Origin of the sequence: Chelatococcus daeguensis, assembly GCF_001887265.1 — a bacterium.
In the GTDB taxonomy this organism is placed as follows: Bacteria; Pseudomonadota; Alphaproteobacteria; order Rhizobiales; family Beijerinckiaceae; genus Chelatococcus_A; species Chelatococcus_A sambhunathii.
The window spans coordinates 220413-246803 of the sequence record NZ_CP018095.1; the positions used below are offsets into that span (position 1 = coordinate 220413).

Genomic DNA, 26391 nt, shown 5'->3' on the forward strand with positions numbered 1-26391 from the left:
CGATCTGCAGGTGATCCTCGCAAGCGACCCGCCCGGCCTCCGGGCGGGTTTTGCTTTGCCTGCTTTTTGTCACCGCCCCGCCTTGCCCGTGACGGGGCCCGGGGCTAGTGTCCACGGCGTCCCGACCAGCCGAGGTGAAGAGCCGAGCTTCGCCAATGACATACGATGCCGACATCATGGCAGACCGCCGGCGCCTGAGGCGCAAGCTCTCGTTCTGGCGCGTCCTTGCCGTCTTCGCCCTCATCGCCGTCGTGGTCGCGCTCGGTGCGCGGTTCGGCGCGGGTTCGGTGGTCACGGGTGACCAGATCGCCGCCATCCGCATCGGCGGCTTCATCAGTGGCGACCAGCGCACGCTCGACCTCATCAGGCGAGTCAAGGACGCCCGCTCGGTGCGCGCCGTGCTGGTGCGCGTCGACAGCCCCGGCGGCACCACCTCCGGCGCCGAGGCGATCTATACGGCGCTGCGCGAGCTCGCCGCGGAGAAGCCGACGGTCGCGCTCGTCGACGGCCTCGCCGCCTCCGGCGGCTATATCACCGCCCTTGCGGCCGAGCGCATCGTCTCGCGCGATACCTCGCTCGTCGGCTCCATCGGTGTCCTGATCCAGTATCCCAACCTCGCCGGCCTGCTCGACACCCTCGGAGTGAAGGTGGAGGAAGTGAAGTCGAGCCCGCTCAAGGCGGCGCCGAACGGGTTCGAGCCCACTTCGCCGGAGGCGCGCGCCGCGCTCGAGAGCGTCGTTCGCGATTCCTTCGCCTGGTTCAAGGGCCTTGTCGGCCAGCGTCGCTCCCTCTCCGGCCCCGCGCTCGATCAGGTATCCGACGGGCGTGTCTTCACCGGTCGCCAGGCGAAGGAACTTGGTCTCGTCGACGAACTCGGCGGCCAGCGCCAGGCGGTGGCATGGCTCGAGAAGGAGAAGAAGCTCGCCAGCGATCTGCCGGTCCGGGAATGGAAGGCCGAGAGCGAGCGGCTCGGCCTGTCGTTCTGGTCGCTCCTCGGCCGCGCGGCAGCTTTCGCCGGTTATGACGACCTGGCCGGTGCGCTGCGGGCGGCTGCGCTGCGCGAAGAAGCGGGACGGCTTGACGGTCTCCTCGCCGTCTGGCACCCTTCGCTTCAAAATAATTGAAATTTCAAAGAGATAGGCGGGGGATATGATCAAGTCCGAGCTCGTGTTGCGGATCGCCGAGCAGAATCCGCACCTCTACCAGCGCGATGTCGAGAATATCGTCAATGCGATCCTCGAGGAGATTACTCGCGCGCTCGCGCGAGGCGATCGGGTCGAGCTGCGCGGGTTCGGCGCCTTTTCGGTCAAGCAGCGCAATGCGCGCGTTGGCCGCAACCCGCGCACGGGCGAGACGGTCGATGTTGCATCGAAGATGATTCCCGTCTTCAAGACCGGCAAGGAGATGCGCCTGCGCCTCAACGGCAGCGCCGCCGCCCCGGCGGCGGGCAGGAAGGCCGCCGTGAGCGTGAGCGCGTGAGGGAAGTGGAGCCGTGACGTTGAAGCGCTTCGTCAAGTTTCTGGTGCTGGCGCCAGTCGCGGTCGTCATCGTGCTCCTGGCGGTGGCCAACCGCGCGCCGGTCCAGCTGTCCTTTGATCCCTTCTCGCGCACAGAGCCGGCTCTTGCCGTGACGGTGCCATTCTTTGTCGTGATCTTCGCTGCGGTGATACTCGGCGTCCTCGTCGGCGGCATTGCCGCCTGGCTCGCCCAGGGCAAGCACCGCAAGGCGGAGAAGCGCTATCGCCGCGAGGCGGACCGATGGCGCAGCGAGGCCGAACAACTGCGCGGCACCACCGGGCGGGCCGCGCTGCCGAAGGCGTGAGCCGCTGAAGCATTTCAGCCGGCTTCGCTGTTGCGTCACCGGGGGTACCCGATGGACAAGCCGGTGCCGTCGTGCCACTTGCAGGCGTCATGTCCACCATCGTCAAGATCTGCGGGTTGAGAAGCGCCGAGGCCGTCGCTGCGGCGCTGGCGGCGGGCGCCGACATGGTCGGCTTCGTCTTCTTTCCCAAGAGCCCGCGCAATGTCTCGCTCGCCGAGGCTGTCACCCTCGCCGGGTTCGTGCGCGGCCGCGCCGAGATCGTCGCGCTCACCGTCGATGCCGACGACGCGGCGATCGCCGCCATCCGCGATCGCCTGAAGCCCGACTGGTTCCAGCTCCACGGCAAGGAAACGCCCGAGCGCGCGGCCGCCATCCGGCGGCTCGCCGGCACGCAGGTGATGAAGGCGATCGGCGTCAGCGAGCCGGCAGACCTCGCTCGCCACGCTCCCTATGCGGCGGTCGTCGACCGCCTGCTGTTCGATGCCAAGCCGCCGAAGGGGGCCGTGCTGCCCGGCGGCAACGGCATCGCGTTCGACTGGGATATCCTCGCGGCTGGGGCCGGGGGGCGGCCCTTCATGCTCTCGGGCGGGCTCGATCCCGACAATGTGGGCACAGCCGTCGCGCGGCTGACGGATGTTCCAGGTTTCGTCGGCGTCGACGTGTCCTCCGGGGTGGAGAGCGCGCCGGGCGAGAAGGACGCTGGTAGAATCGCTGCCTTTGTCGCCGCGGCGCGGGCGTGAAGGCGTCACGGTCACGGTGGCCCTGCCGGCCGCTTTGGCTTATGCAACGGGAGACCTCGGCGGCGAGCCGGTTCCCGCTGTCGCACGAACAGAGAATGGACGAGGCGCGGGCCGAGGCTCCGCCGCTTGAGAAGGATGAAGGTCGCGTGACTGTGCAACCGCTCAACTCCTACCGCTCGGGGCCCGATGAGCGCGGCCATTTCGGCATGTTCGGCGGCCGCTTCGTCGCCGAGACGCTGATGCCCGTCATCCTCGAGGTCGAGAAGGCCTATGCCGCGGCCAAGGACGATCCCGCCTTCCAGGCAGAGATGGACGGCTATCTCGCCCATTATGTCGGTCGGCCGAGCCCGCTCTATTATGCGGAGCGCCTGACGGAGCGCCTGCGTGAAGGTGCCGGCGGCAAGGGCGCGAAGATCTATCTCAAGCGCGAGGAGCTCAACCACACGGGCTCGCACAAGGTCAACAACGTGCTCGGCCAGATCCTGCTGGCCCGCCGCATGGGCAAGAAGCGCATCATCGCCGAGACCGGCGCGGGCCAGCACGGCGTCGCGACGGCGACGCTGTGCGCGCGCTTCGGCCTCGAATGCGTCATCTACATGGGCGCCGTCGACGTCGAGCGGCAGAAGCCCAATGTCTTCCGCATGCAGATGCTCGGGGCCACTGTGGTGCCCGTCCAGTCCGGCTCGCGCACCCTCAAGGACGCCATGAATGAGGCGCTGCGCGACTGGGTGACGAATGTCGCCACCACTTATTACTGCATCGGCACGGTGGCGGGCCCCCATCCCTATCCCGGCATGGTGCGCGACTTCCAGGCCGTCATCGGCAAGGAAACGCGCGAGCAGATACTTGCGGCCGAGGGGCGGCTGCCCGATTCGCTCGTCGCCTGCATCGGCGGCGGCTCCAATGCCATGGGCCTGTTCTATCCCTTCCTCGACGACAAGGATGTCGAGATCTACGGCGTCGAGGCGGCCGGCCACGGCCTTGCGAGCGGCCAGCACGCGGCCTCGCTCACCGGCGGGCGGCCGGGCGTGCTGCACGGCAACCGCACCTATCTGCTGATGGACGACGACGGCCAGATCGCCGAGGCTCACTCCATCTCGGCCGGGCTCGACTATCCGGGCATCGGCCCCGAGCACGCCTTCCTGCACGAGACCGGCCGCGTCACCTACATCTCCGCGACGGACAAGGAGGCGCTCGAGGCCTTCATGCTCCTGTCCAAGCTCGAGGGCATCATCCCTGCCCTCGAGCCGGCCCATGCGCTGGCCAAGGTGGTCGAGCTCGCGCCGCAAAAGCCTCAGGACCACATCATGGTCGTCAATCTCTCCGGCCGCGGCGACAAGGACGTGCCGCAGGTCGCCGACATCCTTGGAGGACAGTTCTGATGAGCCGCATCGACCGGCGCTTTGCCGCCTGCCGCGCCGAGGGCCGCGCGGCGCTCGTGACCTTCGTCACGGCCGGTGATCCGGATGCCGACACCTCGCTCGCAATCCTGAAGGCGTTGCCCCGCGCCGGCGCCGATCTCATCGAGATCGGCATGCCCTTCACCGATCCGATGGCGGATGGCCCGGCCATCCAGCTCTCCTCGCAGCGGGCGCTGAAGGGCGGCCAGACGCTTAAGAAGACCCTCGACATGGTGCGCGCCCTCCGCGCGGGCGAGGCGGACACGCCTGTCATCCTGATGGGCTATTACAATCCCATCTACATCTATGGCGTCGAGCGCTTTCTGAAGGATGCGCGTGAAGCCGGCGTCGACGGCCTCATCGTGGTCGACCTGCCGCCGGAGGAGGACGACGAGCTCTGCGTCCCGGCGCTAAAGGCGGGGCTGTCCTTCATCCGTCTCGCCACGCCGACAACGGACGACGCGCGCCTGCCGGCTGTGCTCGCCAACACTTCGGGCTTCGTCTACTACGTTTCGATCACCGGCATCACCGGCAGCGCGACGCCGGATTTCGGCGCCGTGGCGCAGTCGGTGGCGCGCATCAAGGCCCATACGAACCTGCCGGTCGTCGTCGGTTTCGGCGTCAAGACCGGCGAGCACGCGGCGGCCATCGCCCGCGGCGCCGACGGCGTCGTGGTCGGCTCCGCCCTCGTCGAGGCCGTGCGCGCCTCGCTCGACGGCGAGGGGCGGGCGACGGCAGGGACGCTCGCAGCCGTGGAGGCGCTGGTGGGCGAGCTCGCCGCCGGCGTGCGCTCGGCCGCCAAGGCAACGGCGGCGTGAGGACGAGGCCCTCTCCCGTTCCCCGGATGAGGGAGAGGCGCCACCTTTGCAACACCGTCGCACCTAGCGAAAAGCCTCGCGAAGGTCTATGTGAAGGCCGCGTGACGGTATATCAGGGTTGCGGCCAGGTTCCGTGACCCATTCGGGCGTGGCGGGTCCACGCCGGGACACCAGAGGTTGCCCCCGTGAACTGGATTTCGGACGTCGTACGGCCCAAGATCAAGACGCTGTTCAAGCGTGAGGTGCCGGAAAATCTCTGGATCAAGTGCCCCGAAACGGGGCAGATGGTCTTCCACAAGGACGTCGAGGCCAACCTCTTCGTCATCCCGGGCTCCGATTATCACCTGCGCATGGGCGCCAAGGCGCGCCTCGTCTCCTTCTTCGACGGCGGCGCATGGGAAGAGATCGCCCTGCCAGAGGTGCCGATCGACCCGCTCAAGTTCCGCGACGAGAAGCGCTATGTCGACCGCCTGCGCGACGCCCGCGCCAAGACCGGCATGCAGGATGCCGTCCAGGTTGGCGTGGGCGAGGTCGAGGGTGCGACCATCACCGCGGCGGTACAGGATTTCGAGTTCATGGGTGGCTCGCTCGGCATGGCCGCAGGCGAGGCGATCATCACCGGCATGGAAACCGCGCTCGCCCGCCGCACGCCCTTCGTGCTCTTCGTCTCCTCGGGCGGTGCGCGCATGCAGGAGGGCATACTCTCGCTCATGCAGATGCCGCGCACGACGGTGGCGGTGCGCAAGCTCAACGAGGCCCGTCTGCCCTATATCGTGGTGCTGACCAACCCGACGACCGGCGGCGTCACCGCCTCCTACGCCATGCTGGGCGACGTGCACATCGCCGAGCCGGGCGCCCTCATCGGCTTCGCGGGTCCGCGCGTCATCGAGCAGACGATCCGCGAGAAGCTGCCGGAAGGCTTCCAGCGCTCGGAATATCTCCGGGAGCACGGCATGGTCGACATGGTCGTTCACCGCCGGGACGTGAAGGCGACCGTCGCCAGGCTGTGCCGCCTGCTGATGAAGCAGGACAAGCCCGCCGTCGTCGCGCCTCCTGCGGATATGCAGGCGCTCGACGCCGCCGCGGAATAACGATCAGCCCCAGACGGCCGGGGACCGCCATGGAATCGTCCGATGCCATGCTCGCGCGCTTTCTCGCGCTGCATCCCAAGACGATCGATCTGTCCCTCGGCCGCATCGAGCGGCTGCTGACGCGCCTCGGTGCCCCCCAGCGCCAGCTGCCGCCGGTCATCCACGTGGCCGGGACCAACGGCAAGGGCTCGACAATCGCCTTCATGCGAGCGGTTCTGGAGGCGGCCGGGCTCGTCGTTCACGTCTACACCTCGCCGCATCTCGTGCGCTTCCACGAGCGCATCCGGCTCGGCCGTCCCGGCGGTGGCCGCTTCGTCGGCGAGGACCGGCTCGTCGCGGCTCTCGAGCGCTGCGAGGACGCCAATGGTGGTGCTCCGATCACGGTGTTCGAGATCACGACGGCAGCGGCCATGTTGCTCTTCGCCGAGACGCCGGCCGACGTGCTGCTGCTCGAGGTCGGGCTCGGCGGACGCCTCGATGCCACCAACGTCGTCGAGACGCCGCAAGCCTGTGTCGTGACGCCGGTCTCGCTCGACCATGCCGATTATCTCGGCGACAACGTCATGCGCATCGCCGCGGAGAAGGCCGGCATCTTCAAGCGCGGCGCACCTGCGATCATCGCGCCGCAGGAGCCGGAGCCCACGGCCGTCCTCGAAGCGGCGGCGGAGCGCGTCGGCGCCCGCTCGATCCTCGTCGGCGGACAGGACTTTCATGTGCACGAGGAGCGCGGGCGCCTCGTCTACCAGGACGAGCAGGGGCTCATCGACCTGCCCCTGCCGCGGCTCGCCGGCCGTCACCAACTCGTCAACGCGGGAACGGCGCTCGCCACCCTGCGGGCGGCCGGTTATGGGCGCCTGCCGGCGGAGGCCTTCGAGGCCGGCATGAGCCGCGCCGAATGGCCCGCCCGCATGCAGCGTCTGCGCCAGGGCAGCCTCGTCGATCTTGCCCCGGACGGGGCGGAGCTGTGGCTCGACGGCGGCCACAATCCGGACGGAGGCCGCGCGCTCGCCGCCGCCTTCGCGGAACTCGAGGAGCGGCATCCCGCCCCGCTCGTCATGATCGTCGGTATGCTCGGCACCAAGGACGCCGACGGCTTCCTGAAGCCTTTCGTGGGCCTCGCTCAGGAACTCATCGCCGTGCCGATCCCCTCGCAGCTCGCCGCCCGCCCGGCCGAGGAGGTCGCGGGTATCGCCCGCTCCGTCGGCCTGCAGGCGCGGGCCAGCGACAGCGTCGAGGCGGCGCTCGCGGGGTTGAGGGCGACGGAGCGGGAACGCCCGCCGCGCATTCTCGTGACGGGCTCGCTCTATCTCGCCGGGGACGTGCTGGCGGCCAACGGCACCCTTCCGCAATAGGCTCGGATCGCGAACGTCCCCCGGCGGCCGAGCGGGCGCGGCTACTCGTCCTCGCCGAAGCGCTCGGCGAGCAGGGTTGTGATGGCGTCGAGGCAGGCCTGCGCATCCTCGCCCCTGGCCGTCACGGTGATGCTGGTGCCCTGCGCGGCGGCAAGGGTCAGGAGACCCATGATCGAACGCCCGCCAACGGTTTCGCCGCAGCGGGTCACCGTGACGTCGGCGCCGAAACGCTCGACGGTCTGCACGAATTTGGCCGAGGCACGGGCATGCAGACCCTTGCGGTTGATGATCGGCAATTCGCGCGCCAGCGCGCCGTCCGGCACCGGCGCCGGGGGGCAGTCGTCGTTGTCGAAGGCGTCGATGTCCATTGCGACAACCGCCGTCACTTGCCGGCGAGCACCCGGCTCGCCACGTTGATATATTTGCGGCCCGCTTCCTGCGCCTGCAGCACGGCATCTTCCAGCGGCTTCTCGTCGCGGACGCTGGCAAGCTTGATGAGCATGGGCAGGTTGATGCCCGCCACCACCTCGACCTTGCGCCCGTTCATCACCGAGATCGCGAGATTCGAGGGGGTGCCGCCGAACATGTCGGTGAGCACGACCACCCCTTCGCCCGTGTCGACCTGGCCTACTGCCGCCAGAATGTCCCTGCGGCGGCTCTCCATGTCATCATCCGGACCGATGGTGATGGTTTCGAACTGTTTCTGAGGGCCAACCACGTGCTCCAGCGCGGCGCGAAATTCCGTCGCCAGGCAGCCGTGGGTCACCAGCACAAGACCGATCATTCAAGAACCCGTGGCCCCGCCACCCAAAAGGAAGCGCCCATTTTGTGCATTGCGGCGGCAAGTGCAAGTGCCTGCGACCATTTGGTCATCATTCAGACAAAAGGTGCAGCATCGGACGCTCGAATCGCGCCAGCATGCCAAGGATTATGGCGGCCGTCACGCCTGCGTCGCCACCAAGAACCCGCATTCGCGGCAAGGTGATGCCCTCGACGGTCACCGTCCGGTCTGTGAATTGCGGGTATCGTTCCGGTGGCTCGATGTCGCAATCGACCACGAGGCGCACGACCGCCGCGCCCTCGGCCTCCATGGTGACGATTCCGAGGCCGCGCACCTCGAGGAGGCCCGCAAGAGCCATCGGGGCACGGGCGACGAGCCGACCGTTGCAGGCGCTCACGCGGCAGCGGTCGTCGCTGACGAGGCAGGCGAAGCGCCCGCTCGCCTGCGCTCCGGCGACGAGGGCGAGCGCCAGCCGCGACTTGCCGCTCCCCGACGCCCCGCGGATAAGGATGCCCGCCTCGTCCACGAGGACGCAGCCGGCATGGATTGTCGCAGGCGGGGCCGGGGCGGCAGCGGCGGTCATGAACGCACGGCAGCCGGCAAGCGTACCACGAAGCGGGCGCCAAGGCATTGCGGCTCCGCGCCGGCGGCGGGTGCCATTCGGTTTTCGCCCCAGATACGGCCCCGGTGCGCTTCGACGATCTGACGGGAGATGGACAGGCCGAGGCCCGAGTTCTGGCCGAAGCCCTGTTCCGGCCGGTCGGTGTAGAAGCGCTCGAAGATGCGTTCCAGGGCATGGGGCGGAATGCCCGGCCCGTCGTCGTCGACGGTGATGTCGATCTCGCCGCGGATGCGCTGCATCGTTACGCGTACTTCGTGGCCCGGCGGCGAGAAGGAGCGCGCGTTGTCGATGAGGTTGTTGACGACCTGGCCGAGCCGGCTGTCGTGACCCATGACGAGATAGGCGTCGCGCTGCGGGCTGTCCTTGATCACGAGGCGGATCGGGGCCGATTCGGCGCCGCGCACTTCGTTGGCCACCGTCACCACGGCCTCCAGCAGCCGGCGCAGGTCGACCGGCTCGGCCTCGGCGCGGGCGAGTTCGGCGTCGAGCCGCGAGGCGTCCGAGATGTCGCTGATCAGGCGGTCGAGCCGTTTGACGTCGTGCTGGATGACGGCGAGCAGTCGCTTGCGCGACTCCTCGTTGCGGGCGAGCGGCAGCGTCTCGACGGCGCTGCGCAGCGAGGTGAGCGGGTTCTTGAGCTCGTGTGCCACGTCCGCCGCGAATGTCTCGATGGCCTCGATGCGGTTGTAGAGCGCCCGCGTCATGTCGCGCAGGGCGCCCGAGAGATGCCCGATCTCGTCCGAGCGGTCGGTGAAGTCCGGAATCTCCTGCCGCGACTTGATGCCTCGGCGCACCCGCTCCGCGGCCTCGGCGAGACGGCGCATTGGGCCGGCGATGGTGCCGGCGAGCAGCACCGACAGCACGAGCATGACGGCGGCCGCGACCGCGAAGACCCGGAGCAGCGCCCAGCGCTCGGCGGCGATGATGGTGTCGATGTCGCCACCCTGGGTGGAGAGGACGAGCGCCCCGCGCACGGTGCGGAAACGCTGGATGGGCACGGCGACGGATACGGTCGTCTCGCCGCGGGTGTTGACCCGCACGACGCTGCCCGGCAGGCCGGTCAGCGCCTTCTGCACCTCGGGCAGGGATTTGCCGCTCGTTGCCGTGATGTCGTCGGCGAAGGGCGTGCCCGATCGGCCGAAGAGGCGCTTCAGCCACTTCCAGCCGCTTTCGAGGAACGTCGGCTCATCCTGCGAGATCGGAGGCAGGTCGAAGCTGAGGATGTCACCGCGCGAATAGAGATTGCGCGAATCGAGCAGAAGGTAGCCCTCCCGGTCGTAGATGCGCGCGCGCGTGCGCGTGGGCGTCACCAACCGGCGCAGCAGCGGCGCCACACGCTCGGGATTGATGGAGAACTCGAGCGGCGAGAAATCCTCCTGCAGGCCCGAGCTCTCGCCCGCCTGAAGCTGCAGCAGCTTGTCGGGATCGATGGTGATCGTGTCGGTCTCGACCGTCGCCGAGGCGGCAATGGCGCCGGCGATAATCTCGCCCTGGGTGAGCAGGCTCTGCACGCGCGCGTCGATGAGGCCGGCGCGGAACTGGTTGAGATAGAGGAAGCCGAGGAAGAGGGCGACGAGCCCGGCGAGGTTCAGGACGACGATGCGCCGCGTCAGGCTCGACGACAGGCGCGTGACGACCGCCTGGCCGACGCGGCTCACCCGGCGGGCAAGGCCGGCACGGGCCGGCACCCGTGTACCCGCCTCGGCACCGTCGGCCGCTGTCCGGGTCTCGTCGAATGGTTCGGCGGTCATTCTTCCTCGCGACCGCATCGCGCCGGCCAGTGGCCGGCGACTCTCGTGCCCATCTGCCGTCAGGTTTCCTTGAATCGGTAGCCGACCCCGTACAGCGTCTCGATCATGTCGAAGCTGTTGTCGACGGCCTTGAACTTCTTGCGCAGGCGCTTGATGTGGCTGTCGATGGTGCGGTCGTCGACATAGACTTGGTCGTCATAGGCCGCGTCCATCAGCGCGTTGCGGCTCTTCACGACGCCGGGGCGCTGCGCCAGCGCCTGCAGGATGAGGAACTCGGTCACCGTCAGCGTGACGGGATCGTTCTTCCACGTGCAGGTATGGCGCTCCGGATCCATCTTGAGAAGGCCTCGCTCCAGCACCTTCGCGTCGCTCTCGCGAACCGTCCCCTGCTCTCGCGGGCTCACGCGCCGCAGCACGGCCTTAACGCGCTCCACGAGGAGGCGCTGCGAGAAGGGTTTGCGGATGAAGTCGTCGGCGCCCATCTTGAGTCCGAACAACTCGTCGATCTCCTCGTCCTTGGAGGTGAGGAAGATCACGGGCATGTCCGTCTTCTGGCGCAGGCGGCGCAGCAGCTCCATGCCGTCCATGCGCGGCATCTTGATGTCGAGGATGGCGAGATCCGGCGGGTTGGCCTTGAGGCCGTCCAGGGCCGACGCACCGTCCGTATACGTCTGTATGCGGTACCCCTCGGCTTCCAGTGCAATGGAAACGGAGGTCAGGATATTGCGGTCGTCGTCGACGAGGGCGATTGTCGGCATACTGGCTCGCTCGTTCGCAGGCATCAGTGAAGCCGAGCCTCCTGCGGGACGAGGACGGCCGAAATATGACGATGACTGCCGGGTGATCCTACAGCGTTCGGGCGCATAACGCCATGTCCGCCCCTTTACCGGAGACAATATTGATGTTCGCCGCCGCCGATTCAACCGCCGCGTTCGATCCGCGCTCCGCTGCCGCCCACCTCCTGCGCCGTGCCCGCTTCGGTGCCCTGGGGACGCTCGCGGCCGACGGCGCGCCCTATGTGTCCCTCGTCAATGTCGCGACGGCGATCGACGGCACGCCCGTCACTCTCATCTCGACGCTCGCCCTGCACACGCAGAACATCGCCCGCGACGCGCGCGTGTCGCTGCTCCTGACGCAGGTTGGCGCAGGGGATCCGAGCGCCCATCCGCGCATCACCCTCGCCGGCCGCGCCGTCGCGAGCGACGACGAGGCTCTGAAGCGCCGCTTTCTCGCCCGCCATCCCCTGTCGGCCGGCTATGCCGGCTTCAAGGATTTCGCCTTCTACCGCATCGAGATCACCGGAGCCCATCTCGTCGCCGGCTTCGGCCGCATCGTCGACCTTGCGCCGCAGGACCTCGTCGATGACCTGGCCGGCGCGGAGCACCTCGTCGAGAACGAGGCCGGCGCCGTCGCGCATATGAACGAGGATCATGCCGATGCCCTCGCCCTCTATGCGACGAAGCTGCTCGGCCTGCCCGAGGGAAACTGGCGCGCGAGCGGCATCGACCGGCGCGGCCTCGATCTCGTCTGCGGCGATCTGACCGGGAGATTGGACTTCCCGGCCCCGATCGGGGCACCGGGCGAACTGCGGCAGGTGCTGAAGGATCTCGCCGCCGAGGCGCGCCGGCGCTGACGCATGCGACAGATACCGCCGGCCGGCCTGTCCGGCTTTAGCCCGAGTGGCTGACGGCGTCGGCAATGCAGCGCAGACCTTTCCACGGTCTCGGCCGGGCTTGACCCGGCCATCCACGCCTTTGACGTTGTAGAACTTTCTAGGCGTGGATGCCCGCGACGAGCGCGGGCATGACGGCGGGTGCGATTGTGCTTCAACGCCGCGGCGCCGCCAGAAGGGAGCGTCGGATCTTCACCGGTCACGCTTCGCGGCCGCACGCCGTTGCCGGCAAGGGAGCAATTCCCTTCAATCGATTCGATGGAACGAGCGGTCTGTCACCGCACTTGAAAGTCTGCCATATGCCGGGCATCGATGGTTCCGGCGGCTGCGGCGCGCGGATACAAGTCTCGCGGCTTCAAGGTCCATCATGCGTGGCGGCGGGGGCGCAAGGAGGTCATTCGTGGACAACGTCGGCGTATTCAACGGCGCATGCGGCGCCGAGAGCTTCGGCTTCAAACGGCTCAAGCGCGTTTTCTGGAACTTCGAGGCCCCGCGCCTCTATGAGGAAGCGCTCAAGCGCGGCGAGGCGATGCTCGCCAGGGGCGGCGCCCTTGCGGCCGAGACCGGCGTCCATACCGGCCGCAGCCCGAAGGACAAGTTCATCGTCAAGGACGATGCGACGCGCGATGAGGTCTGGTGGGACAACAACGGCGCCATCACGCCGGATCAGTTCGACGCGCTGCTCGCCGATTTCCTCGCCCATGCCGAGGGCAAGGAACTCTTTGCACAGGATCTCTACGGCGGGGCCGACCCGGCCTATCGCGTCAATGCCCGTGTCTTCACGGAATATGCGTGGCACTCGCTCTTCATCCGCAACCTCCTGATCCGCCCCGACGAGAGTGAGCTCGCCCGCTTCGCGCCGCAGCTCACCATCGTCGACCTGCCGTCCTTCCGGGCCGATCCCGCGCGCCACGGCGTGCGCTCGCAGACCGTGATCGCCTGTGATTTCTCGCGCGGCATCGTCCTCATCGGCGGCACGTCCTATGCCGGCGAGATGAAGAAGTCGGTCTTCACCTTCCTCAACTACGCCCTGCCCGGAAAGGGCGTGATGCCGATGCACTGCTCCGCCAATGCCGGCGAGCGCGGCGATGTCGCGGTCTTCTTCGGCCTGTCCGGCACCGGCAAGACGACGCTATCGGCCGATCCCTCGCGCACGCTCATCGGCGACGACGAGCACGGCTGGAGCGCCGGCGGCGTCTTCAATTTCGAGGGCGGCTGCTATGCCAAGACCATCCGCCTGTCGCGCGAGGCCGAGCCCGAGATCTACGCGACCACCGAGCGCTTCGGCACCATCCTCGAGAACGTCGCGCTCGATCCGCTGACGCGCGCGCCGGATTTCGACGACGGCTCGAAGACCGAGAACACGCGCTGCGCCTATCCGCTCGACTTCATCCCGAATGCGAGCGCAACGGGCCGCGCTGGCATGCCGAAGAATATCGTCATGCTCACCTGTGACGCCTTCGGCATCCTGCCGCCCATCGCCAAGCTGACGCCGGCCCAGGCCATGTATCACTTCCTCTCCGGCTACACGGCGAAGGTCGCCGGCACGGAGAAGGGCGTGAAGGATCCTGAGGCCACCTTCTCGACCTGCTTCGGCGCGCCGTTCATGCCGCGCCACCCCTCGGTCTACGGCAATCTGCTGCGCGACCTCATCGCCAAGCACGGGGTCGATTGCTGGCTCGTCAACACCGGCTGGACGGGCGGCAAGTACGGCGTCGGCCGGCGCATGCCGATCCGCGTCACAAGGCGGCTCCTGACGGCGGCGCTCGACGGCTCGCTGAACCGGGCCGACTTCCGGCAGGATCCCTATTTCGGCTTCGCCGTGCCGACGTCAGTGCCCGGTGTCGAGCCGCACATCCTCTATCCGGTGAAGACCTGGGCCAGCAAGGCCGAGTTCGCCGAGACGGCGAAGCGCCTCGTCAGCATGTTCCGGGACAATTTCAAGAAGTTCGAGGATCACGTCGACGCCGACGTGCGTTCGGCCGGCCCCGATCTGTCGATCGCGGCCTGATCAACGGCTTGCCGGTGCGCGAGACGCGCCCGCGCCTCCGGGCGGCGCCCTAAAGCGGGCCCGTCAGAGGCGCTCGTCGCGCTTCGAGAGAGCGGCTCGCAGTCGGTGCGCGAGACGGCCGGCGATTCCGGTGAGGCGGACCTGCAGCGGGGCGAGGCGCGCGAGCGTCCCGGCCATCAGGCGCTCCACCCGCGTCGTCGGTACAACGGCGGCCACATCCGCATCCTCGCTGTCGAGGATGAGCGAGATCGTATGGGCGACGCCGTCGTCGACGCCGCGGGCGACGAGCGTCACCGGGCCGAGCGCGATGCGGTCGCCCTCGCGCACCCCCTCCTCGAAGGTGTCGCTGAACAGGCTACCAACCGTCTGGTCGCTGATGTCCTCGTCGACTGCGATGCCGTAGGTTTGCGCAAGCTCACCCAGCCTGATCTCCGGACCGAAGCTGAACACGCCGGCCGAGGCCCGCCCCTGGTGGCCCTCGAAGGGGGCGAACAGGCGGTCGAGCCGGTTGACGCGCTGCGGCGGTGCCAGGAAATAGCCGTAGTCGCCGACGCGCAGCACCCCGGCCTCCTCCGGGGTGAGGACGGCGTTGCGCCGCACGATGAGCACCGCGCGCGCCCAGGGCGGCAGCCCGCCCCGGTCCATCACCGGGCTGTCGGCGAGCACGGGATAGCCAACCATCTCGTAGTCGAGCTGGCCCGGCAGGTCGATCTCGACGCGGCTCACCTCCGGCGCCGGGTCGGCGAGCGCCACGCCGGTGCTCTGCGCCGCGCGGGTCACGGTCCAGCCCTGCAGAAGCAATGAGACCAGCACGACGAAGAAGGCGACGTTGAAATAGACCTCAGCCTGCGGCAGCTGCGACAACATGGGGATGGCGGCAAGGAAGATCGAAACGGCCCCGCGCAGGCCGACCCAGGAGATGAAGAGCTTCTCGCGCACCGGGAAGCGGAAGGGCGTCAGACAAAGCCAGACCGCCACGGGGCGTCCGATGAAGATGAGGAAGAGTGCGATCGCCAGCGCCGGCACGGCATGCCCGAGAAGATCGGCGGGCGTCACGAGCAGGCCGAGCATCAGGAACATGACGATCTGGCACAGCCAGGTCGCCGCGTTGTGAAAGCTCAGGATCGAGGCGAAGGCCCTGACGGGCCGGTTGCCCACGATGATTCCGGCGAGGTAGACGGCGAGAAATCCCGACCCGCTGGCGAGCGACGTCATCGCATAGATCGCGACGGCGCTGGCGACGACGAGCAAGGGGTGCAGGCCCGAGGGAAAGGTGACGCGGTTGAGCACGAAGGTGATGGCGAAGCCGCCCGCGATCCCCGCCGCCGCACCGACAATGCCCTGACGCAGCAGGAGATCGACGAGGTCGGCCACGGACGAGGTGCCGTCCGCGCCGATGAGCTGCACCAGAAGGACGACGAGGAAAACGGCGGCCGGATCGTTGGTCGCCGATTCGACCTCCAGCGTCGCGTTGACCCGTCGTTTCAGCTGCAGGCCGCCGGCACGCAGCAGGAAGAAGACCGCAGCCGCATCCGTCGAGGCGACCACCGAACCGACGAGGAGCGCCTCGATCGGTCGCAGGTCCAGCACCAGCATGGCGACGAACCCGGTGAGCCCCGCCGTGATGACGACCCCGGCCGTGGCCAGCAGTGCTGCCGGCGCGACGGCCCCGCGGATGCCGGCGAAACGCGTGCGCAACCCGCCGTCGAAGAGGATGATGGCGAGCGACAGCGAGCCGACGAGATAGGTGGCGCGGTAGTCGCTGAAGTGAATGCCGCCGATGCCGTTCTCGCCCGCCAGCATGCCGATGGCGAGGAAGACGAGCAGCAGCGGCGCGCCGAAGCGCGAGGCGACGAGGCTCGAAGCGATGCCCACGACGACCAGGCCCGCGCCGAACAGAAGCAGAGAGTTGAGAACGACGATGCTGGTCATGCGTCTTTCGGAGCGGGCGCCATTGCTGCCGCCCGGAGCGAAATCGCGCCGGCCGGCGGAAGAAGGAATGTTACCTGAGGTTGAACCAGAATCCGGCGAATGCCGAATCGCTCTTTCATATGACAGCCCGTAAAGCCGGAATTCAGGCAAAATCGCGCAGAATGGTACGGCAGGCCGTATTGTTCTGCGGGTGTTGCGGCTGTGCCGCACTCCAGCGGTCCCCGGGCGACGCCGGGGTAACCGCCCCTTAATCCGCCACATTTATAGCTTGGTTGAGACGCTGCCCTGCAAGTGGCCGCGCGTTGCGGCTCGCGCAAACGGAGAGACATGGCGTTCAACCAATGGCACGATCGGCGGCCCATGCCCGGTTCGCAGGGTCAGACGCGGCCCGGTACCGTCAATGACGGGTTCGACCTGCGCCTGTCGCCGGACGACCGGCCCACTGGTATCGCCATCGGCGCGCCGCGCCGCACGGCCCGCCCGTCGCCGGACCGTCCGCAGGAGCGGCGCGAGCCAGCGTTCTCGGCGGCACCTGCCCGCACGGAGGTTCCCGGCGGCAACCTGGGGGAGGGCCTTCCCGAGGACGACCTTTTCCACGAGGATGACGTCATGGCGAGGCATGCGGCGGGTCACCGCTTCCGCAAGGGCGGCGGGCGCGGCAGGGGGGGTAGTGGCTCGGGCGGGGCGCGTCGCGGCGGCGGCCGCCGGCGGCGCTCGTTCCTCGGCTGGGTCGTGCGCAGCTGCGTCGTGCTCGCCATCTGGTGCGGCATCGCCGTTGCGGGCGTCGTCGCCTATCATTTCGCGCAGCTGCCGCCCATCGACCAGCTGACGGTGCCGAAGCGTCCGCCGAACGTCGCCATTGCCGCTTCCGACGGAACACTGATCGCCAACCGCGGCGACATGGGCGGGCGCGAGGTGAAGCTTTCCGAACTGCCGCCCTATCTGCCGAAGGCCTTCATCGCCATCGAGGACCGGCGCTTCTACGACCATTTCGGCGTCGATCCGCTCGGCATCACGCGCGCCATGTTGCGCAACGTGACCTCGCGCGGCGTCACCCAAGGCGGTTCCACGCTGACGCAACAGCTCGCCAAGAATCTCTTCCTCACCCAGGACCGCACGATCTCGCGCAAGATCCAGGAGGCGATCCTGGCGCTGTGGCTGGAGCAGAAGTTCACCAAGAACGAGATCCTGGAGCTCTATCTCAACCGGGTCTATTTCGGTGCCGGCTCCTACGGCGTCGAGGCGGCGGCTCTGCGCTATTTCGGCAAGTCGGCCCGCGAGGTGTCCCTGTCCGAGGCGGCGATGCTGGCCGGCCTCGTCCAGGCCCCGTCGCGCCTTGCCCCCAACCGCAACCCGGACGGGGCCGAGAAGCGAGCCCAGCTCGTGCTCTCGGCCATGGCGGACGAGGGCTTCATCACCGAGGTCGCGGCCAAGAGCGCGCTGATGGAGCCGGCCACGGCCATCAAGCCGCGCGGCGCCGGCTCGGCCAACTATGCCGCCGATTACGTCATGGATGTGCTGGAAGACTTCATTGGTCCCGTCCAGCAGGACGTCGTGGTCGAGACGACCATCGATGTCGGCATGCAGCGCGCGGCCGAGAGAGCGCTCGTCGAGGCGCTCGACAAGCAGGGCGGCAAGTACGGCGTCGGCCAGGGGGCCCTCGTCTCGCTCGCCACCGACGGCGGCATCCGCGCCCTTGTCGGCGGTCGCAACTACGGCCAGAGCCAGTTCAACCGCGCGACCGTGGCGATGCGCCAGCCGGGCTCCTCCTTCAAGCCCTTCGTCTATCTCGCCGCGCTCGAGAACGGGCTGACGCCGGACACGGTGCGCGAGGACGGGCCGGTCAACCTCAACGGCTGGCGCCCCGAGAATGCGAGCCGCAAATATGCCGGCCCCGTGACGCTGACGACGGCACTGGCGCGGTCGATCAACACGGTCACGGCGCAGCTCATCGCCGAGATGGGACCGAAGGCGGTGGTGCGGACGGCCCAGCGCCTCGGCATCACCTCGCCGCTGCAGCCCAACCTGTCGCTGTCGCTCGGCACCTCCGAGGTGCGGCCCATCGAGCTCGTCGCCGCCTATGCCGCCTTCGCCAATGGTGGCACGGGTGTCATCCCCTATCTCATCCGCGAGGTGAAGACGCCGGACGGCAAGGTGCTGTTCCAGCGCACGCCGACCGATCTTGGCCGCGTCATCGAACCGCAGCATGTGGCCGACATGAACATGATGCTGCGCCAGACCCTGCTGACGGGTACCGGCCGCCGCGCCGAGCTCGCCGGCTGGGAAGCCGCAGGCAAGACGGGCACCAGCCAGGAATATCGTGACGCGTGGTTCCTCGGCTATACTGGCAGCCTCGTCACCGGTGTGTGGCTCGGCAACGACGACAGCAAGCCGACGAAGAAGGCCTCGGGCGCAAACTTGCCCGCCGAGATCTGGAAGACCTACATGACCGCGGCCCTGAAGGGCCAATCTCCGGTGCCGCTGCCCGGTGGGCCGTTCAACCGCCTGCCGCCCGCCGACGACGAAGCGCTCGTCGCTGATGGTGGCTATGCCGGTGCTCCTCCGCCGGCGGCCGTCGGCAGCCCGCCTGCCCAGGCTGCTGCGCCACAGCGTCAGCGCGGTCTGCTGGAGATGCTCTTCGGCGGGTGAGGCGATCAGGCCCCGGCGCGGATGTGCCGGCTACCCGTGAAGAGGGCAAGGGCCCCGACCCCGATCATCGTGATGATCGCCGCGAGTGGCACGGCGGAGTCGGCCACGACGTGGCCGACATAGAGCCCGATGAGGGCCGCAAATGTCATCTGGCAGATGCCGAGCAGGGAGGAGGCCGCACCTGCCCGCTCCGGAAAGGGCATCATGGCTGACGCTGCTGTCTGCGGCATCACGAGGCCGACGCCGAAGGTGTAGACGGCCATGGGCAGGACCACGGCAAAGACCGAGGCGACGCCAGCGAGCGCGAACGCCAGCATCACGAGGCCGCCGGCGGCGAGGCAGGCCGTGCCGAGGGCGATGGTGCCGTCGAGCCCGTGTCGGCCGACGAGCCGCTGGGCCAGCACCGTGCCGCTGATATAGCCGATCACCACCGTGCCGAAGGACAGGCCGAAGGCGATCTCGCCGAGGCCATAGAGATTCTGCAGCACGAAGGACGAGCCGGAGATGAAGCTGAACAGCCCGGCATAGGTCAGGGCGGCGAGGCCGACGTAGACGCGGTAGAGCCGGCTCGCGATGACGATGCGGAATTCGCCGCCGATGCGGGCCAGCGACAGCTGCCCTTCGGGGCGGCGCCGCAGGGTCTCGGGCAAGGCTGCGGCCACGACGGCGGCGAGAACGAGACCGCAGGCGAGGGCGACGACGAAGCTCGCCCGCCAGCCGTAGTGCGCCTGCAGGACGCCGCCGAGGGCAGGAGCGAGCGCTGGCACGAGGCCCATGATCGTGCCCATGCGGGAGAGTTCGCGTCCCGCCCGCGGCCCCTCGTAGAGATCGCGCACGACCGCGCGGGCGAGCACGATCGGCCCCGAGGCGCCGAGCGCCTGGGCGAAGCGCGCAGCTGTCAGCCATTCGATCGAGGGAGCCAGTGCGCAGGCTGCGGTCGCTGCGGCGAAGAGACCGAGTCCGGCGAGCAGCACCGGCCGGCGGCCGTAATGGTCGGACAGCGGCCCGTGCACGAACTGGCCGGCCGCGAAGCCGAAGAGGAAGGCGGACAAGGTCATCTGCACCTCGGCCGCGCCGGTATTGAAGAAGGCGGCAATGGCGGGCAGCGAGGGCAGGTACATGTCCGTCGACAGTGGCCCGAGCGCGGTCAGCAGGGCAAGCGTCGCGGTCATCGCGAGGGTGTCGGGTGAAAGGCGCATGGGAACCGGTCAGCCGGGAGTGAGGGCATCATCCTCTAGGCGTCGCGGGCGCCTGTCGAGCCTTCAGCCGTAGCGATGGAGGGCGGTGCCATGGCGCTTGAGCCAGGCCTCGGCCTCGTCCGTACGCGGGCACAATGCCTTCGTCAGCCGCCAGAAGCGCACGGAATGGTTCATCTCCTTGAGATGCGCCACCTCGTGCGCGGCGAGATAATCGAGCACGAAGGGCGGCGCGAGGATAAGCCGCCAGGAGAAGTTGAGGCGCCCCGCGGCGCTGCATGAGCCCCAGCGGCTCGTCGTGTCGCGGATGGTGACGGCGCTCGCCTTGCGGCCGAGGGTGTTCGTGTGCCGCTCGACCGCTGCCCGCAGGTCGCGCTCGGCCTCGCGCACGAGGAAATCGCGCAGCCGCCGCGGCACGTGCGCCGCCTCGCCGCCGACGCTGATGATGGCCGCCCCGTCGCCGTCGCGGCCCGCCGCAGCGGGCGAGCGCTGTCCCGCAAGGTGGACGATGCGGTGCGGCTCGCCGCGTAGCGGCACCAGCGCGCCGGGCAGCAGGGGCACGCGCTCCGGCACCCGCTCGAGCCGCGTCGCCAGCCAGCCGCCGTGGGCGTCGGCGAATTGCCGGGCGCGCGCGAAGGGCGTGCGCTCGGGCAAGGTGAGGATGGCCTCGCCGGTCGCCCCCGAGACGCGCAGCGTGATCCGCCGCGCGCCGGCGCGCCGCTTCACCCTGACCCGGTAGTCCTCGCCCGCATGGCGGACGAGGATATGGTCCGGATCGCCGGTGCGATCGTCGGGAGGCTTGATGCGCCGGAAGAGGCTTCGCATGAGCGGATGATGGCGATTCGGCCGGAACCCGTCACCAGAAATGCGGAGGGCCGTGGCCCGTCCGCTCACTCGGCTGCGACGCGCCGCGGCTTCCTCTTGCCGTGCATCGCTTCGATCGTGGCGATGAAATCGGCGATGCGCGGCGCGATCTCGGCGCGGAAGCGCGAGCCGTTGAACACGCCGTAGTGTCCGACGCTCTTCTGCAGGTGATGGACCCGCATCTCCACCGGGATGTTGACGCACAGGTCGTGTGCCGCCTCGGTCTGCCCGACACCCGAGATGTCGTCCTTCTCGCCCTCCACCGTCATCAGCGCGACGCGGCGGATGGCGGTGAGGTCGACAGGCTTGTCGCGGTGCATCATCTCGCCTTTCGGCAGGGCCTGGCGGACGAAGACCGTGTCGACCGTCTGCAGGTAGAACTCCGCCGTGAGGTCCATGACGGCGAGATATTCGTCGTAGAAGTCCCGGTGCTTGTCGGCCGAATCGCCGTCGCCCTCGACGAGGTGGTTGAACATCTCGAGATGGGCCGAGATGTGCCGGTCGAGGTTCATGGCCATGAAGCCCGAGAGCTGCAGGAAGCCGGGATAGACCGAGCGCATGAAGCCCGGGTTCGGGAACGGCACGCGGAAGATGCAGTTGCGGCGGAACCACTCGGTGCCGCGTTCCTCGGCGAGCTTGTTCACGGCGGTGGGCGAGCGGCGCGTGTCGATCGGACCGCCCATCAGCGTCATCGAGCGCGGCACGAACGGATCGTTCTGCGCCTCCATGCGCGCGATGGCCGCGATCACCGGCACCGCCGGCTGGCAGACGGCGAGGACATGCACGTCCGGGCCGAGCACGTGCAGCATGGAGATGACGTAGTCGATGTAGTCGTCGAGGTCGAACCGGCCCTCGGACAGCGGGATCATGCGCGCGTCCGCCCAGTCGGTGATGTAGACCTCGTGCGTCGGCAGGAAGGTCTCGACCGTTCCGCGCAGCAGCGTCGCATAGTGACCCGACATGGGCGCCACCACGAGCATCTTCGGCTGGTTCGGGGTACCTCCCGGCATCGACCGGTCGAAATGGACGAGATTGCAGAACGGTCGCTGCCAGACGATGCGTTCGCGCACACGGGCGCGCTGCCCGCCGACGGCAGTGGTCGTGAAGCCGAACTCGGGCTTGCCGTAGCGGCGCGTCGACCGTTCGAACAATTCGCAGGCCGCCGAGACCGAGCGCCCGTAGGGAGTGTTCGTCAAGGGGTTGGCAGGGTCGGAGAAGACGGCCTGGGTCGCGCCGGACAGGAGCCGGGCGGGACCGACCGCCGCATGCGCCGCCTCGTACCAGTAGTAGGCGAGATTCATTCCCACCTCCTTAGATTCGTTTGCGCGCTGCAGCGAATCACATGCGATGCTGCAGTGCAATATCGCCTCGACTGTATCGCCGATTTGGATCGATTCAAACCTTTAAGTTATCAACAACCTATTAAACAATCGTCCAAGGGACAGCTTTGATCCATCGGAAAGAATGCCTGTCGCCTATTGCAACGCACATGGGAATACGAGGCGATCATTGTGCCCGCGCGCGCAGCGTGCTTGGTAGGCACCGGGCAGGGTTCGATGCCCGTTTCATGCCGCGCGCAGAGATGGCAGCGAGAAGGGCAGGACATGCCGATGGCCGACAAAGCCTTCGTCGACTTCCGACACGCGCAGCAACTGCGGCTCGACACGCTGGTGCGCCTGCGCTGGCTAGCCGTCATCGGCCAGAGCACGGCGGTAGCCGGCGTTCACTTCGGCCTCGGTTTTCCCCTGCCGTTCGGCCTGTGCTTCCTCGTCATCGCCGTCTCGGCTTGGCTCAACATCGCCCTGCGCATCCGCTATCCGGTCAGTCACCGCCTTGGCGATGGCGCGGCATCGGTGCTGCTCGGCTATGACATCCTGCAGCTTGCGGCGCTGCTCTATCTGACGGGCGGGCTGGACAACCCGTTCTCGCTGCTGTTCCTCGCGCCGGTCCTCATCTCGGCGACGGCGCTGCCGCCTTGGCGGACCCTGGCGCTCGGGCTCCTCGCCATGGCCTGCGCCACCGGACTCGCCTTCCTGCATCAGCCGCTTCCCTGGCAGCCCGGTGAGGTGTTCCAGCTGCCCTTTCTCTATACTGCCGGTATCTGGGCCGCGATTTTCCTCGGGCTGAGCTTCACGGGCATCTATGCCTGGCGTGTCGCTGAGGAGGCTCGCCAGCTCGCTGACGCGCTGAGCGCGACCGAGCTGGTTCTGGCGCGTGAGCAGCACCTATCGCAGCTCGACGGTCTTGCGGCCGCCGCCGCCCACGAGCTCGGCACGCCGCTCGCCACCATCGCGCTCGTCGCCAAGGAGCTCAGCCGGCAGGCCTCCCCCGAGAGCGCCATGGGCGAGGACATCGCGCTGCTGCGCGAGCAGGTGGAGCGCTGCCGCGGCATCCTCGGCAAGCTCACCTCCCTCGGCACGGAGGACGCGAGCCCGCTGGAAAGCCTGACCCTGCACCACCTCATCGAGGAAGTGGCCGGGCCGCAGCGGCCCTTCGGCGTGCCGATCTCGGTGTCCTTGTCGGGCGAGCCGCCGGAGCCGGTCTGCCGCCGTAATCCCGGCATGCTCTACGGGCTCGGCAATCTCGTCGACAACGCGCTCGATTTCGCCCGTTCCAGGGTCGACATCCGCGCCCATTGGGACGCGGAGACCGTAGCCATCACCGTGGCCGACGACGGGGCCGGCTTTGCCCCGGAGGTGCTGCTGCGCCTCGGGGAACCATACGTCACCACCCGTGGCGTCGGCCGGCGGGCCGGCGGCGAGGCCTCGGGCCTCGGCCTCGGCCTTTTCATCGCCAAGACGCTGCTCGAGCGCTCGGGCGCGACGCTTGCCTTCCGCAATGCAGCCGCACCGGCCCAGGGCGCCGTCGTGACGGTCTCCTGGCCGCGCGCGGCCTTCGAACGCACCAGTGTGGCGGCCTGACGGCACGGTTTTTCGTGACAGGAAGGCGAAACGTCCTATCTATAGGGTCGGGAGGTCGAAATGTGCAGCTGGCGCGCACGCGCGCAGCTGTCAAAGCGAGGTTGATGATGCAGGTGAGTGCGAGCGAGCCCGGTTCCGACCAGAGCCTCCTCATAGTCGACGACGATCGGCCATTCCTGACGCGCTTGGCGCGCGCCATGGAGAGCCGAGGTTATTCCGTGCGGACCGCCGAGTCGGTGGCCGAGGGGCTCGCTGCCATCGACGAGGATCCGCCGGCCTTCGCGGTGATCGACATGCGGCTCGGCGACGGCAACGGCCTCGATGTCGTCACGCGCCTCAAGGAGCGCCGGCCCGACGCCCGCGGTATCATGCTGACCGGTTACGGCAATATCGCCACTGCCGTCTCGGCCGTGAAGCTCGGCGCCTACGACTATCTCGCCAAGCCGGCCGATGCGGACGAGATCCACGCCGCCCTGATGGCGCGTGGCGGGGTTCGCGCCGCTCCGCCCGAAAACCCGATGTCGGCGGATCGGGTGCGCTGGGAGCATATCCAGCGGGTCTACGAATTGTGCGGCCGCAACGTCTCCGAGACGGCGCGGCGGCTCAACATGCACCGGCGGACCCTGCAGCGGATCCTCGCCAAGCGCGCGCCGCGCTGAGCCGGTTGCAAGCAGGAGGGCGGGCGATGCGCGCCGGGATGTGCGTTTCGGCACGGATGGCGGTCGGGGCCTGCTCTAGTTCTTGCTCATCGCCGGACCGGAGCCTTCGGGCATGAAGCGCAGAATCGCCGCCATTCTCGCCGCCGACGTGGCCGGCTATTCGCGGCTCGTCGCCGAGGCGGAGGAGGAGACACTGCAGCGGCTCGCCGCCTATCGCGAAGTGTTCGACGAATTCGTCGGCCGGCACGGTGGGCGCATCTTCAACACAGCCGGCGATTCGGTGATGTGCGCCTTCGACAGCGCAGTGGAAGCGACGCGCTGCGCCATCGACATCCAGGAATCGCTGCGCACCCGCAACCTGTGCCTGCCCGCCAATCGGCGGCTGCAGTTCCGCATCGGCATCAGCATCGGCGACGTGGTCGAGCGGGATGGCGACATGCTGGGTGACGGCGTCAACATCGCCGCGCGCCTCGAGAGCCTCGCCGAGCCCGGCGGCATCTGCGTCTCGCGCTCGGTGCACGAGACGGTGGCGAACAAGATTTCCGTGCCCTTCCGCGACATCGGCGCGCGTGAGGTGAAGAACATTCCGCAGCCCGTGCACGCCTTCGTCGTCGCTTGGCCGCAGCAGGTCGCGGAGGTCGCCGACAGGCGCGCTTTGGGGGGCCTTTTCGCGGCCCTGCCGCGGCCCGGCGCCCCGATGCTGATGGCGCTTGCTGCGGCCGTGGTTGTCGCCGTCGCGGTCGTCCTGTGGGCCGCCGGCGCGCTGACCGGCCGGGCGCCCTCGACAACCCCGCTGACCGCAGGCACGCCGCCGTCCGGCCATGCCACCGGCGCCGCGGGGGCCGACGAGCAGGACCCGGCCGCCGCCTTCGCCGCCCTTGCCCGGCGCGGCGGCATCGTGCCCGACGCCTCGACCGCCGCCGAACTCTACCATAACGCCCGACTCTATGAAGCGCGCGGCGACACACCCGAGGCACGCCGTGCCTATCTCGCCCTCGCCCGCCTCGGCGGCGAGCAGATCGATCCCCTCCTGCGCCTTGCGGCGCTGCTGCGCGCAGGGGAGGGGCGGGCCGGCGCGCGGGAGGTTTTCGGCGAGCTTCTCGCGCGTCGCGCGACGCGCGCGGCCGCCCTCGTCCATGCCTTGCAGTTCGAGGGGGCCGAGCGGCGGACGAAGGTCGAGGCCTTCGCCGCCGCCCATCCCGATTTCGCCCCGACCTTCTACCTGCTCGCCGGCGAATATGGCGAAGGGCGCCTCGGCACCCGCACGCTGACCGACCGGCGGCTGGAATTCGAGGCGCTCGAGCGCTTCCTCGCCGCCGACGAGGAGGGGCGGCTGCCGCCCTTCTTCCTCGACCAGTCGGTGCTGGCCGAGTGGCTCGACGATGCGCGCCGGCGCCGGGGCGAGACGGAGGCCTTCTTCTCCACCGGCACGACGCGGCCGGTCGCCTCCTTCACGCGCTCGAACGCCGGCTGGCATGCCGCGCTGTCCATGCCCGAGCCTGCGACGGCCATCAGCTACCGAATTGGCGACACGGGCGAATTCCGCGTAACGGGCACGAGCCAGGTCCTCGACCCGCGCACCGGCAAGCCGGCGCCGCTGACGAGCTTTCCCCTGCCGGCCGACCAGGAGAAGACCTCCGTCTACGTCATGTACGACGATGCGGCCGGCCGGCCGGTCGGGCCCTTCGTCATCGACTTCGACCCGCATGCGGCGCTCGTCGCCGGCCAGCGCGACGCGCTCAGGCAGACCCCGGGCGCCTGGATCGCCTTCCGCGCCGACGGGCCGACGCTCGTCTACTATACCCACCTCGTCAGCTACCGCTGCGCTCTGCAGAGGGCGGTGATGGGCATCGACGGCGGTCCGCTGGAGACCGTGCTGCCATTGCCGCCCTGCGACGAGAGCAATCCTTATGCGGTGCCGGCGAACGTGCGGCCCTATCTCATCGTCCCCGACGACACGCGCACCGTTTCCGTGCAACTCGTCTTCGCCGACGGCAGCCGCTCGCAGGTGGAGACCTTCCGCCGGCCCGCCGCCCGGGACTGAATGATCTCATGCCGCACGCGGTCTTTTCGCGCGTCTGCGCGCGTGGCATCGTCGCCCCGCTGCGGC

General features: G+C 68.7%; 23 protein-coding genes. 14 read left to right on the forward strand and 9 right to left on the reverse strand.

Translation table 11 applies throughout. The annotated features are described in order from the left end of the window. The first annotated feature begins 155 nt into the window (after positions 1–155). The 8 genes from sppA (at position 156) to BOQ54_RS01025 (ending at position 7223) form a co-directional block, all read left to right on the forward strand. Positions 156–1124 carry a signal peptide peptidase SppA gene (gene sppA, locus BOQ54_RS00990; protein ID WP_055459533.1) on the forward strand — a complete coding sequence of 323 codons (969 nt, stop codon included), beginning with the start codon at positions 156–158 and terminating at the stop codon, positions 1122–1124. 25 nt (positions 1125–1149) lie between these two features. Continuing rightward, positions 1150–1479 carry an integration host factor subunit beta gene (gene ihfB / locus BOQ54_RS00995; protein ID WP_055459534.1) on the forward strand — a complete coding sequence of 110 codons (330 nt, stop codon included), beginning with the start codon at positions 1150–1152 and terminating at the stop codon, positions 1477–1479. 13 nt (positions 1480–1492) lie between these two features. Then, a complete protein-coding gene (locus tag BOQ54_RS01000) occupies positions 1493–1822 on the forward strand; it encodes a LapA family protein (protein WP_083585863.1) in 330 nt (109 codons plus the stop codon). An 89-nt stretch (positions 1823–1911) separates the two neighbouring features. Further along, positions 1912–2562, forward strand: coding sequence for a phosphoribosylanthranilate isomerase (locus BOQ54_RS01005; RefSeq protein WP_055459536.1), 651 nt, complete (start codon positions 1912–1914; stop codon positions 2560–2562). 206 nt (positions 2563–2768) lie between these two features. After that, positions 2769–3944 carry a tryptophan synthase subunit beta gene (gene trpB, locus BOQ54_RS01010; RefSeq protein ID WP_425349135.1) on the forward strand — a complete coding sequence of 392 codons (1176 nt, stop codon included), beginning with the start codon at positions 2769–2771 and terminating at the stop codon, positions 3942–3944. Then, positions 3944–4780: a tryptophan synthase subunit alpha gene (gene trpA, locus BOQ54_RS01015; protein ID WP_425349128.1), complete on the forward strand. Its 837-nt coding sequence runs from the start codon at positions 3944–3946 to the stop codon at positions 4778–4780. Before trpB ends, trpA begins: the two co-directional genes overlap by 1 nt. Positions 4781–4965: 185 nt before the next feature. Beyond that, positions 4966–5871, forward strand: a complete 906-nt coding sequence (gene accD / locus BOQ54_RS01020) for an acetyl-CoA carboxylase, carboxyltransferase subunit beta (RefSeq protein WP_055459538.1) — start codon at positions 4966–4968, stop codon at positions 5869–5871. Positions 5872–5900: 29 nt separating this feature from the next. Continuing rightward, a complete protein-coding gene (locus BOQ54_RS01025) occupies positions 5901–7223 on the forward strand; it encodes a bifunctional folylpolyglutamate synthase/dihydrofolate synthase (RefSeq protein WP_055459539.1) in 1323 nt (440 codons plus the stop codon). A gap of 41 nt (positions 7224–7264) precedes the next feature. Here the strand turns inward: BOQ54_RS01025 and BOQ54_RS01030 are convergent, their stop codons facing one another. The 5 genes from BOQ54_RS01030 to BOQ54_RS01050 all read right to left on the reverse strand — a co-directional run bounded on the left by BOQ54_RS01030 (position 7265) and on the right by BOQ54_RS01050 (position 11135). Beyond that, positions 7265–7591, reverse strand: a complete 327-nt coding sequence (locus BOQ54_RS01030; RefSeq protein WP_063186935.1) for an HPr family phosphocarrier protein — start codon at positions 7589–7591, stop codon at positions 7265–7267. Positions 7592–7605: 14 nt separating this feature from the next. Further along, complete coding sequence (locus BOQ54_RS01035; RefSeq protein ID WP_026015389.1) at positions 7606–8007, reverse strand: PTS sugar transporter subunit IIA; 402 nt, start codon at positions 8005–8007, stop codon at positions 7606–7608. 88 nt (positions 8008–8095) lie between these two features. Next, positions 8096–8587 carry an HPr kinase/phosphorylase gene (locus tag BOQ54_RS01040; RefSeq protein ID WP_055459541.1) on the reverse strand — a complete coding sequence of 164 codons (492 nt, stop codon included), beginning with the start codon at positions 8585–8587 and terminating at the stop codon, positions 8096–8098. Beyond that, positions 8584–10377, reverse strand: a complete 1794-nt coding sequence (locus BOQ54_RS01045) for a sensor histidine kinase (protein WP_055459542.1) — start codon at positions 10375–10377, stop codon at positions 8584–8586. The genes BOQ54_RS01040 and BOQ54_RS01045 overlap by 4 nt, the downstream gene beginning before the upstream one ends. A gap of 59 nt (positions 10378–10436) precedes the next feature. Next, positions 10437–11135, reverse strand: a complete 699-nt coding sequence (locus BOQ54_RS01050; protein WP_019403632.1) for a response regulator transcription factor — start codon at positions 11133–11135, stop codon at positions 10437–10439. Between the two features lie 143 nt (positions 11136–11278). Here BOQ54_RS01050 and BOQ54_RS01055 point away from each other — a divergent pair, with 143 nt between their 5' ends. Next, complete coding sequence (locus BOQ54_RS01055) at positions 11279–12010, forward strand: HugZ family protein (RefSeq protein ID WP_145979699.1); 732 nt, start codon at positions 11279–11281, stop codon at positions 12008–12010. Between the two features lie 406 nt (positions 12011–12416). Next, the gene (locus BOQ54_RS01060; protein ID WP_432431517.1) at positions 12417–14060 is read left to right on the forward strand and encodes a phosphoenolpyruvate carboxykinase; all 1644 of its coding nucleotides are present in this window, start codon (positions 12417–12419) and stop codon (positions 14058–14060) included. Between the two features lie 63 nt (positions 14061–14123). Here the strand turns inward: BOQ54_RS01060 and BOQ54_RS01065 are convergent, their stop codons facing one another. Beyond that, positions 14124–15992, reverse strand: coding sequence for a potassium/proton antiporter (locus BOQ54_RS01065; protein WP_071923081.1), 1869 nt, complete (start codon positions 15990–15992; stop codon positions 14124–14126). A gap of 609 nt (positions 15993–16601) precedes the next feature. Between BOQ54_RS01065 and BOQ54_RS01070 the strand changes: the two genes are divergently transcribed. Next, on the forward strand, positions 16602–18641 hold the full coding sequence (locus BOQ54_RS01070) for a penicillin-binding protein 1A (RefSeq protein WP_145979794.1): 2040 nt from the start codon (positions 16602–16604) through the stop codon (positions 18639–18641). Positions 18642–18646: 5 nt separating this feature from the next. Here the strand turns inward: BOQ54_RS01070 and BOQ54_RS01075 are convergent, their stop codons facing one another. The 3 genes from BOQ54_RS01075 to BOQ54_RS01085 form a co-directional block, all read right to left on the reverse strand. Then, positions 18647–19813, reverse strand: a complete 1167-nt coding sequence (locus tag BOQ54_RS01075) for a multidrug effflux MFS transporter (RefSeq protein WP_083586013.1) — start codon at positions 19811–19813, stop codon at positions 18647–18649. A 90-nt stretch (positions 19814–19903) separates the two neighbouring features. Then, complete coding sequence (locus BOQ54_RS01080; protein ID WP_071923083.1) at positions 19904–20662, reverse strand: M48 family metallopeptidase; 759 nt, start codon at positions 20660–20662, stop codon at positions 19904–19906. 65 nt (positions 20663–20727) lie between these two features. Continuing rightward, on the reverse strand, positions 20728–22002 hold the full coding sequence (locus tag BOQ54_RS01085; RefSeq protein WP_055459548.1) for a polyhydroxyalkanoate depolymerase: 1275 nt from the start codon (positions 22000–22002) through the stop codon (positions 20728–20730). Positions 22003–22311: 309 nt separating this feature from the next. Here BOQ54_RS01085 and BOQ54_RS01090 point away from each other — a divergent pair, with 309 nt between their 5' ends. From BOQ54_RS01090 to BOQ54_RS19380, 3 genes are all read left to right on the forward strand, one after another. Further along, the gene (locus tag BOQ54_RS01090; protein ID WP_055459653.1) at positions 22312–23622 is read left to right on the forward strand and encodes an ActS/PrrB/RegB family redox-sensitive histidine kinase; all 1311 of its coding nucleotides are present in this window, start codon (positions 22312–22314) and stop codon (positions 23620–23622) included. Between the two features lie 104 nt (positions 23623–23726). Continuing rightward, a complete protein-coding gene (locus tag BOQ54_RS01095) occupies positions 23727–24281 on the forward strand; it encodes an ActR/PrrA/RegA family redox response regulator transcription factor (RefSeq protein WP_055459549.1) in 555 nt (184 codons plus the stop codon). A 112-nt stretch (positions 24282–24393) separates the two neighbouring features. Continuing rightward, positions 24394–26325 (forward strand): adenylate/guanylate cyclase domain-containing protein, encoded by a 1932-nt coding sequence (locus BOQ54_RS19380; RefSeq protein ID WP_083585865.1) that lies wholly within the window; start codon positions 24394–24396, stop codon positions 26323–26325. Positions 26326–26391 lie beyond the last annotated feature (66 nt).

Coding starts and splice junctions, on each gene's coding strand:
- BOQ54_RS01065 (WP_071923081.1), bottom strand. CDS start 15,992: ATGACCAGCATCGTCGTTCTCAACTCTCTGCTTCTGTTCGGCGCGGGC.
- BOQ54_RS01090 (WP_055459653.1), top strand. CDS start 22,312: ATGGCCGACAAAGCCTTCGTCGACTTCCGACACGCGCAGCAACTGCGG.
- BOQ54_RS01080 (WP_071923083.1), bottom strand. CDS start 20,662: ATGCGAAGCCTCTTCCGGCGCATCAAGCCTCCCGACGATCGCACCGGC.
- BOQ54_RS01030 (WP_063186935.1), bottom strand. CDS start 7,591: ATGGACATCGACGCCTTCGACAACGACGACTGCCCCCCGGCGCCGGTG.
- trpB (WP_425349135.1), top strand. CDS start 2,769: ATGTTCGGCGGCCGCTTCGTCGCCGAGACGCTGATGCCCGTCATCCTC.
- BOQ54_RS01075 (WP_083586013.1), bottom strand. CDS start 19,813: ATGACCGCGACGCTTGCCCTGCTGACCGCGCTCGGGCCACTGTCGACG.
- BOQ54_RS19380 (WP_083585865.1), top strand. CDS start 24,394: ATGAAGCGCAGAATCGCCGCCATTCTCGCCGCCGACGTGGCCGGCTAT.
- BOQ54_RS01025 (WP_055459539.1), top strand. CDS start 5,901: ATGGAATCGTCCGATGCCATGCTCGCGCGCTTTCTCGCGCTGCATCCC.
- ihfB (WP_055459534.1), top strand. CDS start 1,150: ATGATCAAGTCCGAGCTCGTGTTGCGGATCGCCGAGCAGAATCCGCAC.
- BOQ54_RS01095 (WP_055459549.1), top strand. CDS start 23,727: ATGATGCAGGTGAGTGCGAGCGAGCCCGGTTCCGACCAGAGCCTCCTC.
- BOQ54_RS01005 (WP_055459536.1), top strand. CDS start 1,912: ATGTCCACCATCGTCAAGATCTGCGGGTTGAGAAGCGCCGAGGCCGTC.
- BOQ54_RS01085 (WP_055459548.1), bottom strand. CDS start 22,002: ATGAATCTCGCCTACTACTGGTACGAGGCGGCGCATGCGGCGGTCGGT.
- BOQ54_RS01035 (WP_026015389.1), bottom strand. CDS start 8,007: ATGATCGGTCTTGTGCTGGTGACCCACGGCTGCCTGGCGACGGAATTT.
- BOQ54_RS01040 (WP_055459541.1), bottom strand. CDS start 8,587: ATGACCGCCGCTGCCGCCCCGGCCCCGCCTGCGACAATCCATGCCGGC.
- sppA (WP_055459533.1), top strand. CDS start 156: ATGACATACGATGCCGACATCATGGCAGACCGCCGGCGCCTGAGGCGC.
- BOQ54_RS01045 (WP_055459542.1), bottom strand. CDS start 10,377: ATGACCGCCGAACCATTCGACGAGACCCGGACAGCGGCCGACGGTGCC.
- BOQ54_RS01070 (WP_145979794.1), top strand. CDS start 16,602: ATGGCGAGGCATGCGGCGGGTCACCGCTTCCGCAAGGGCGGCGGGCGC.
- BOQ54_RS01060 (WP_432431517.1), top strand. CDS start 12,417: ATGCGTGGCGGCGGGGGCGCAAGGAGGTCATTCGTGGACAACGTCGGC.
- BOQ54_RS01055 (WP_145979699.1), top strand. CDS start 11,279: ATGTTCGCCGCCGCCGATTCAACCGCCGCGTTCGATCCGCGCTCCGCT.
- BOQ54_RS01050 (WP_019403632.1), bottom strand. CDS start 11,135: ATGCCGACAATCGCCCTCGTCGACGACGACCGCAATATCCTGACCTCC.
- trpA (WP_425349128.1), top strand. CDS start 3,944: ATGAGCCGCATCGACCGGCGCTTTGCCGCCTGCCGCGCCGAGGGCCGC.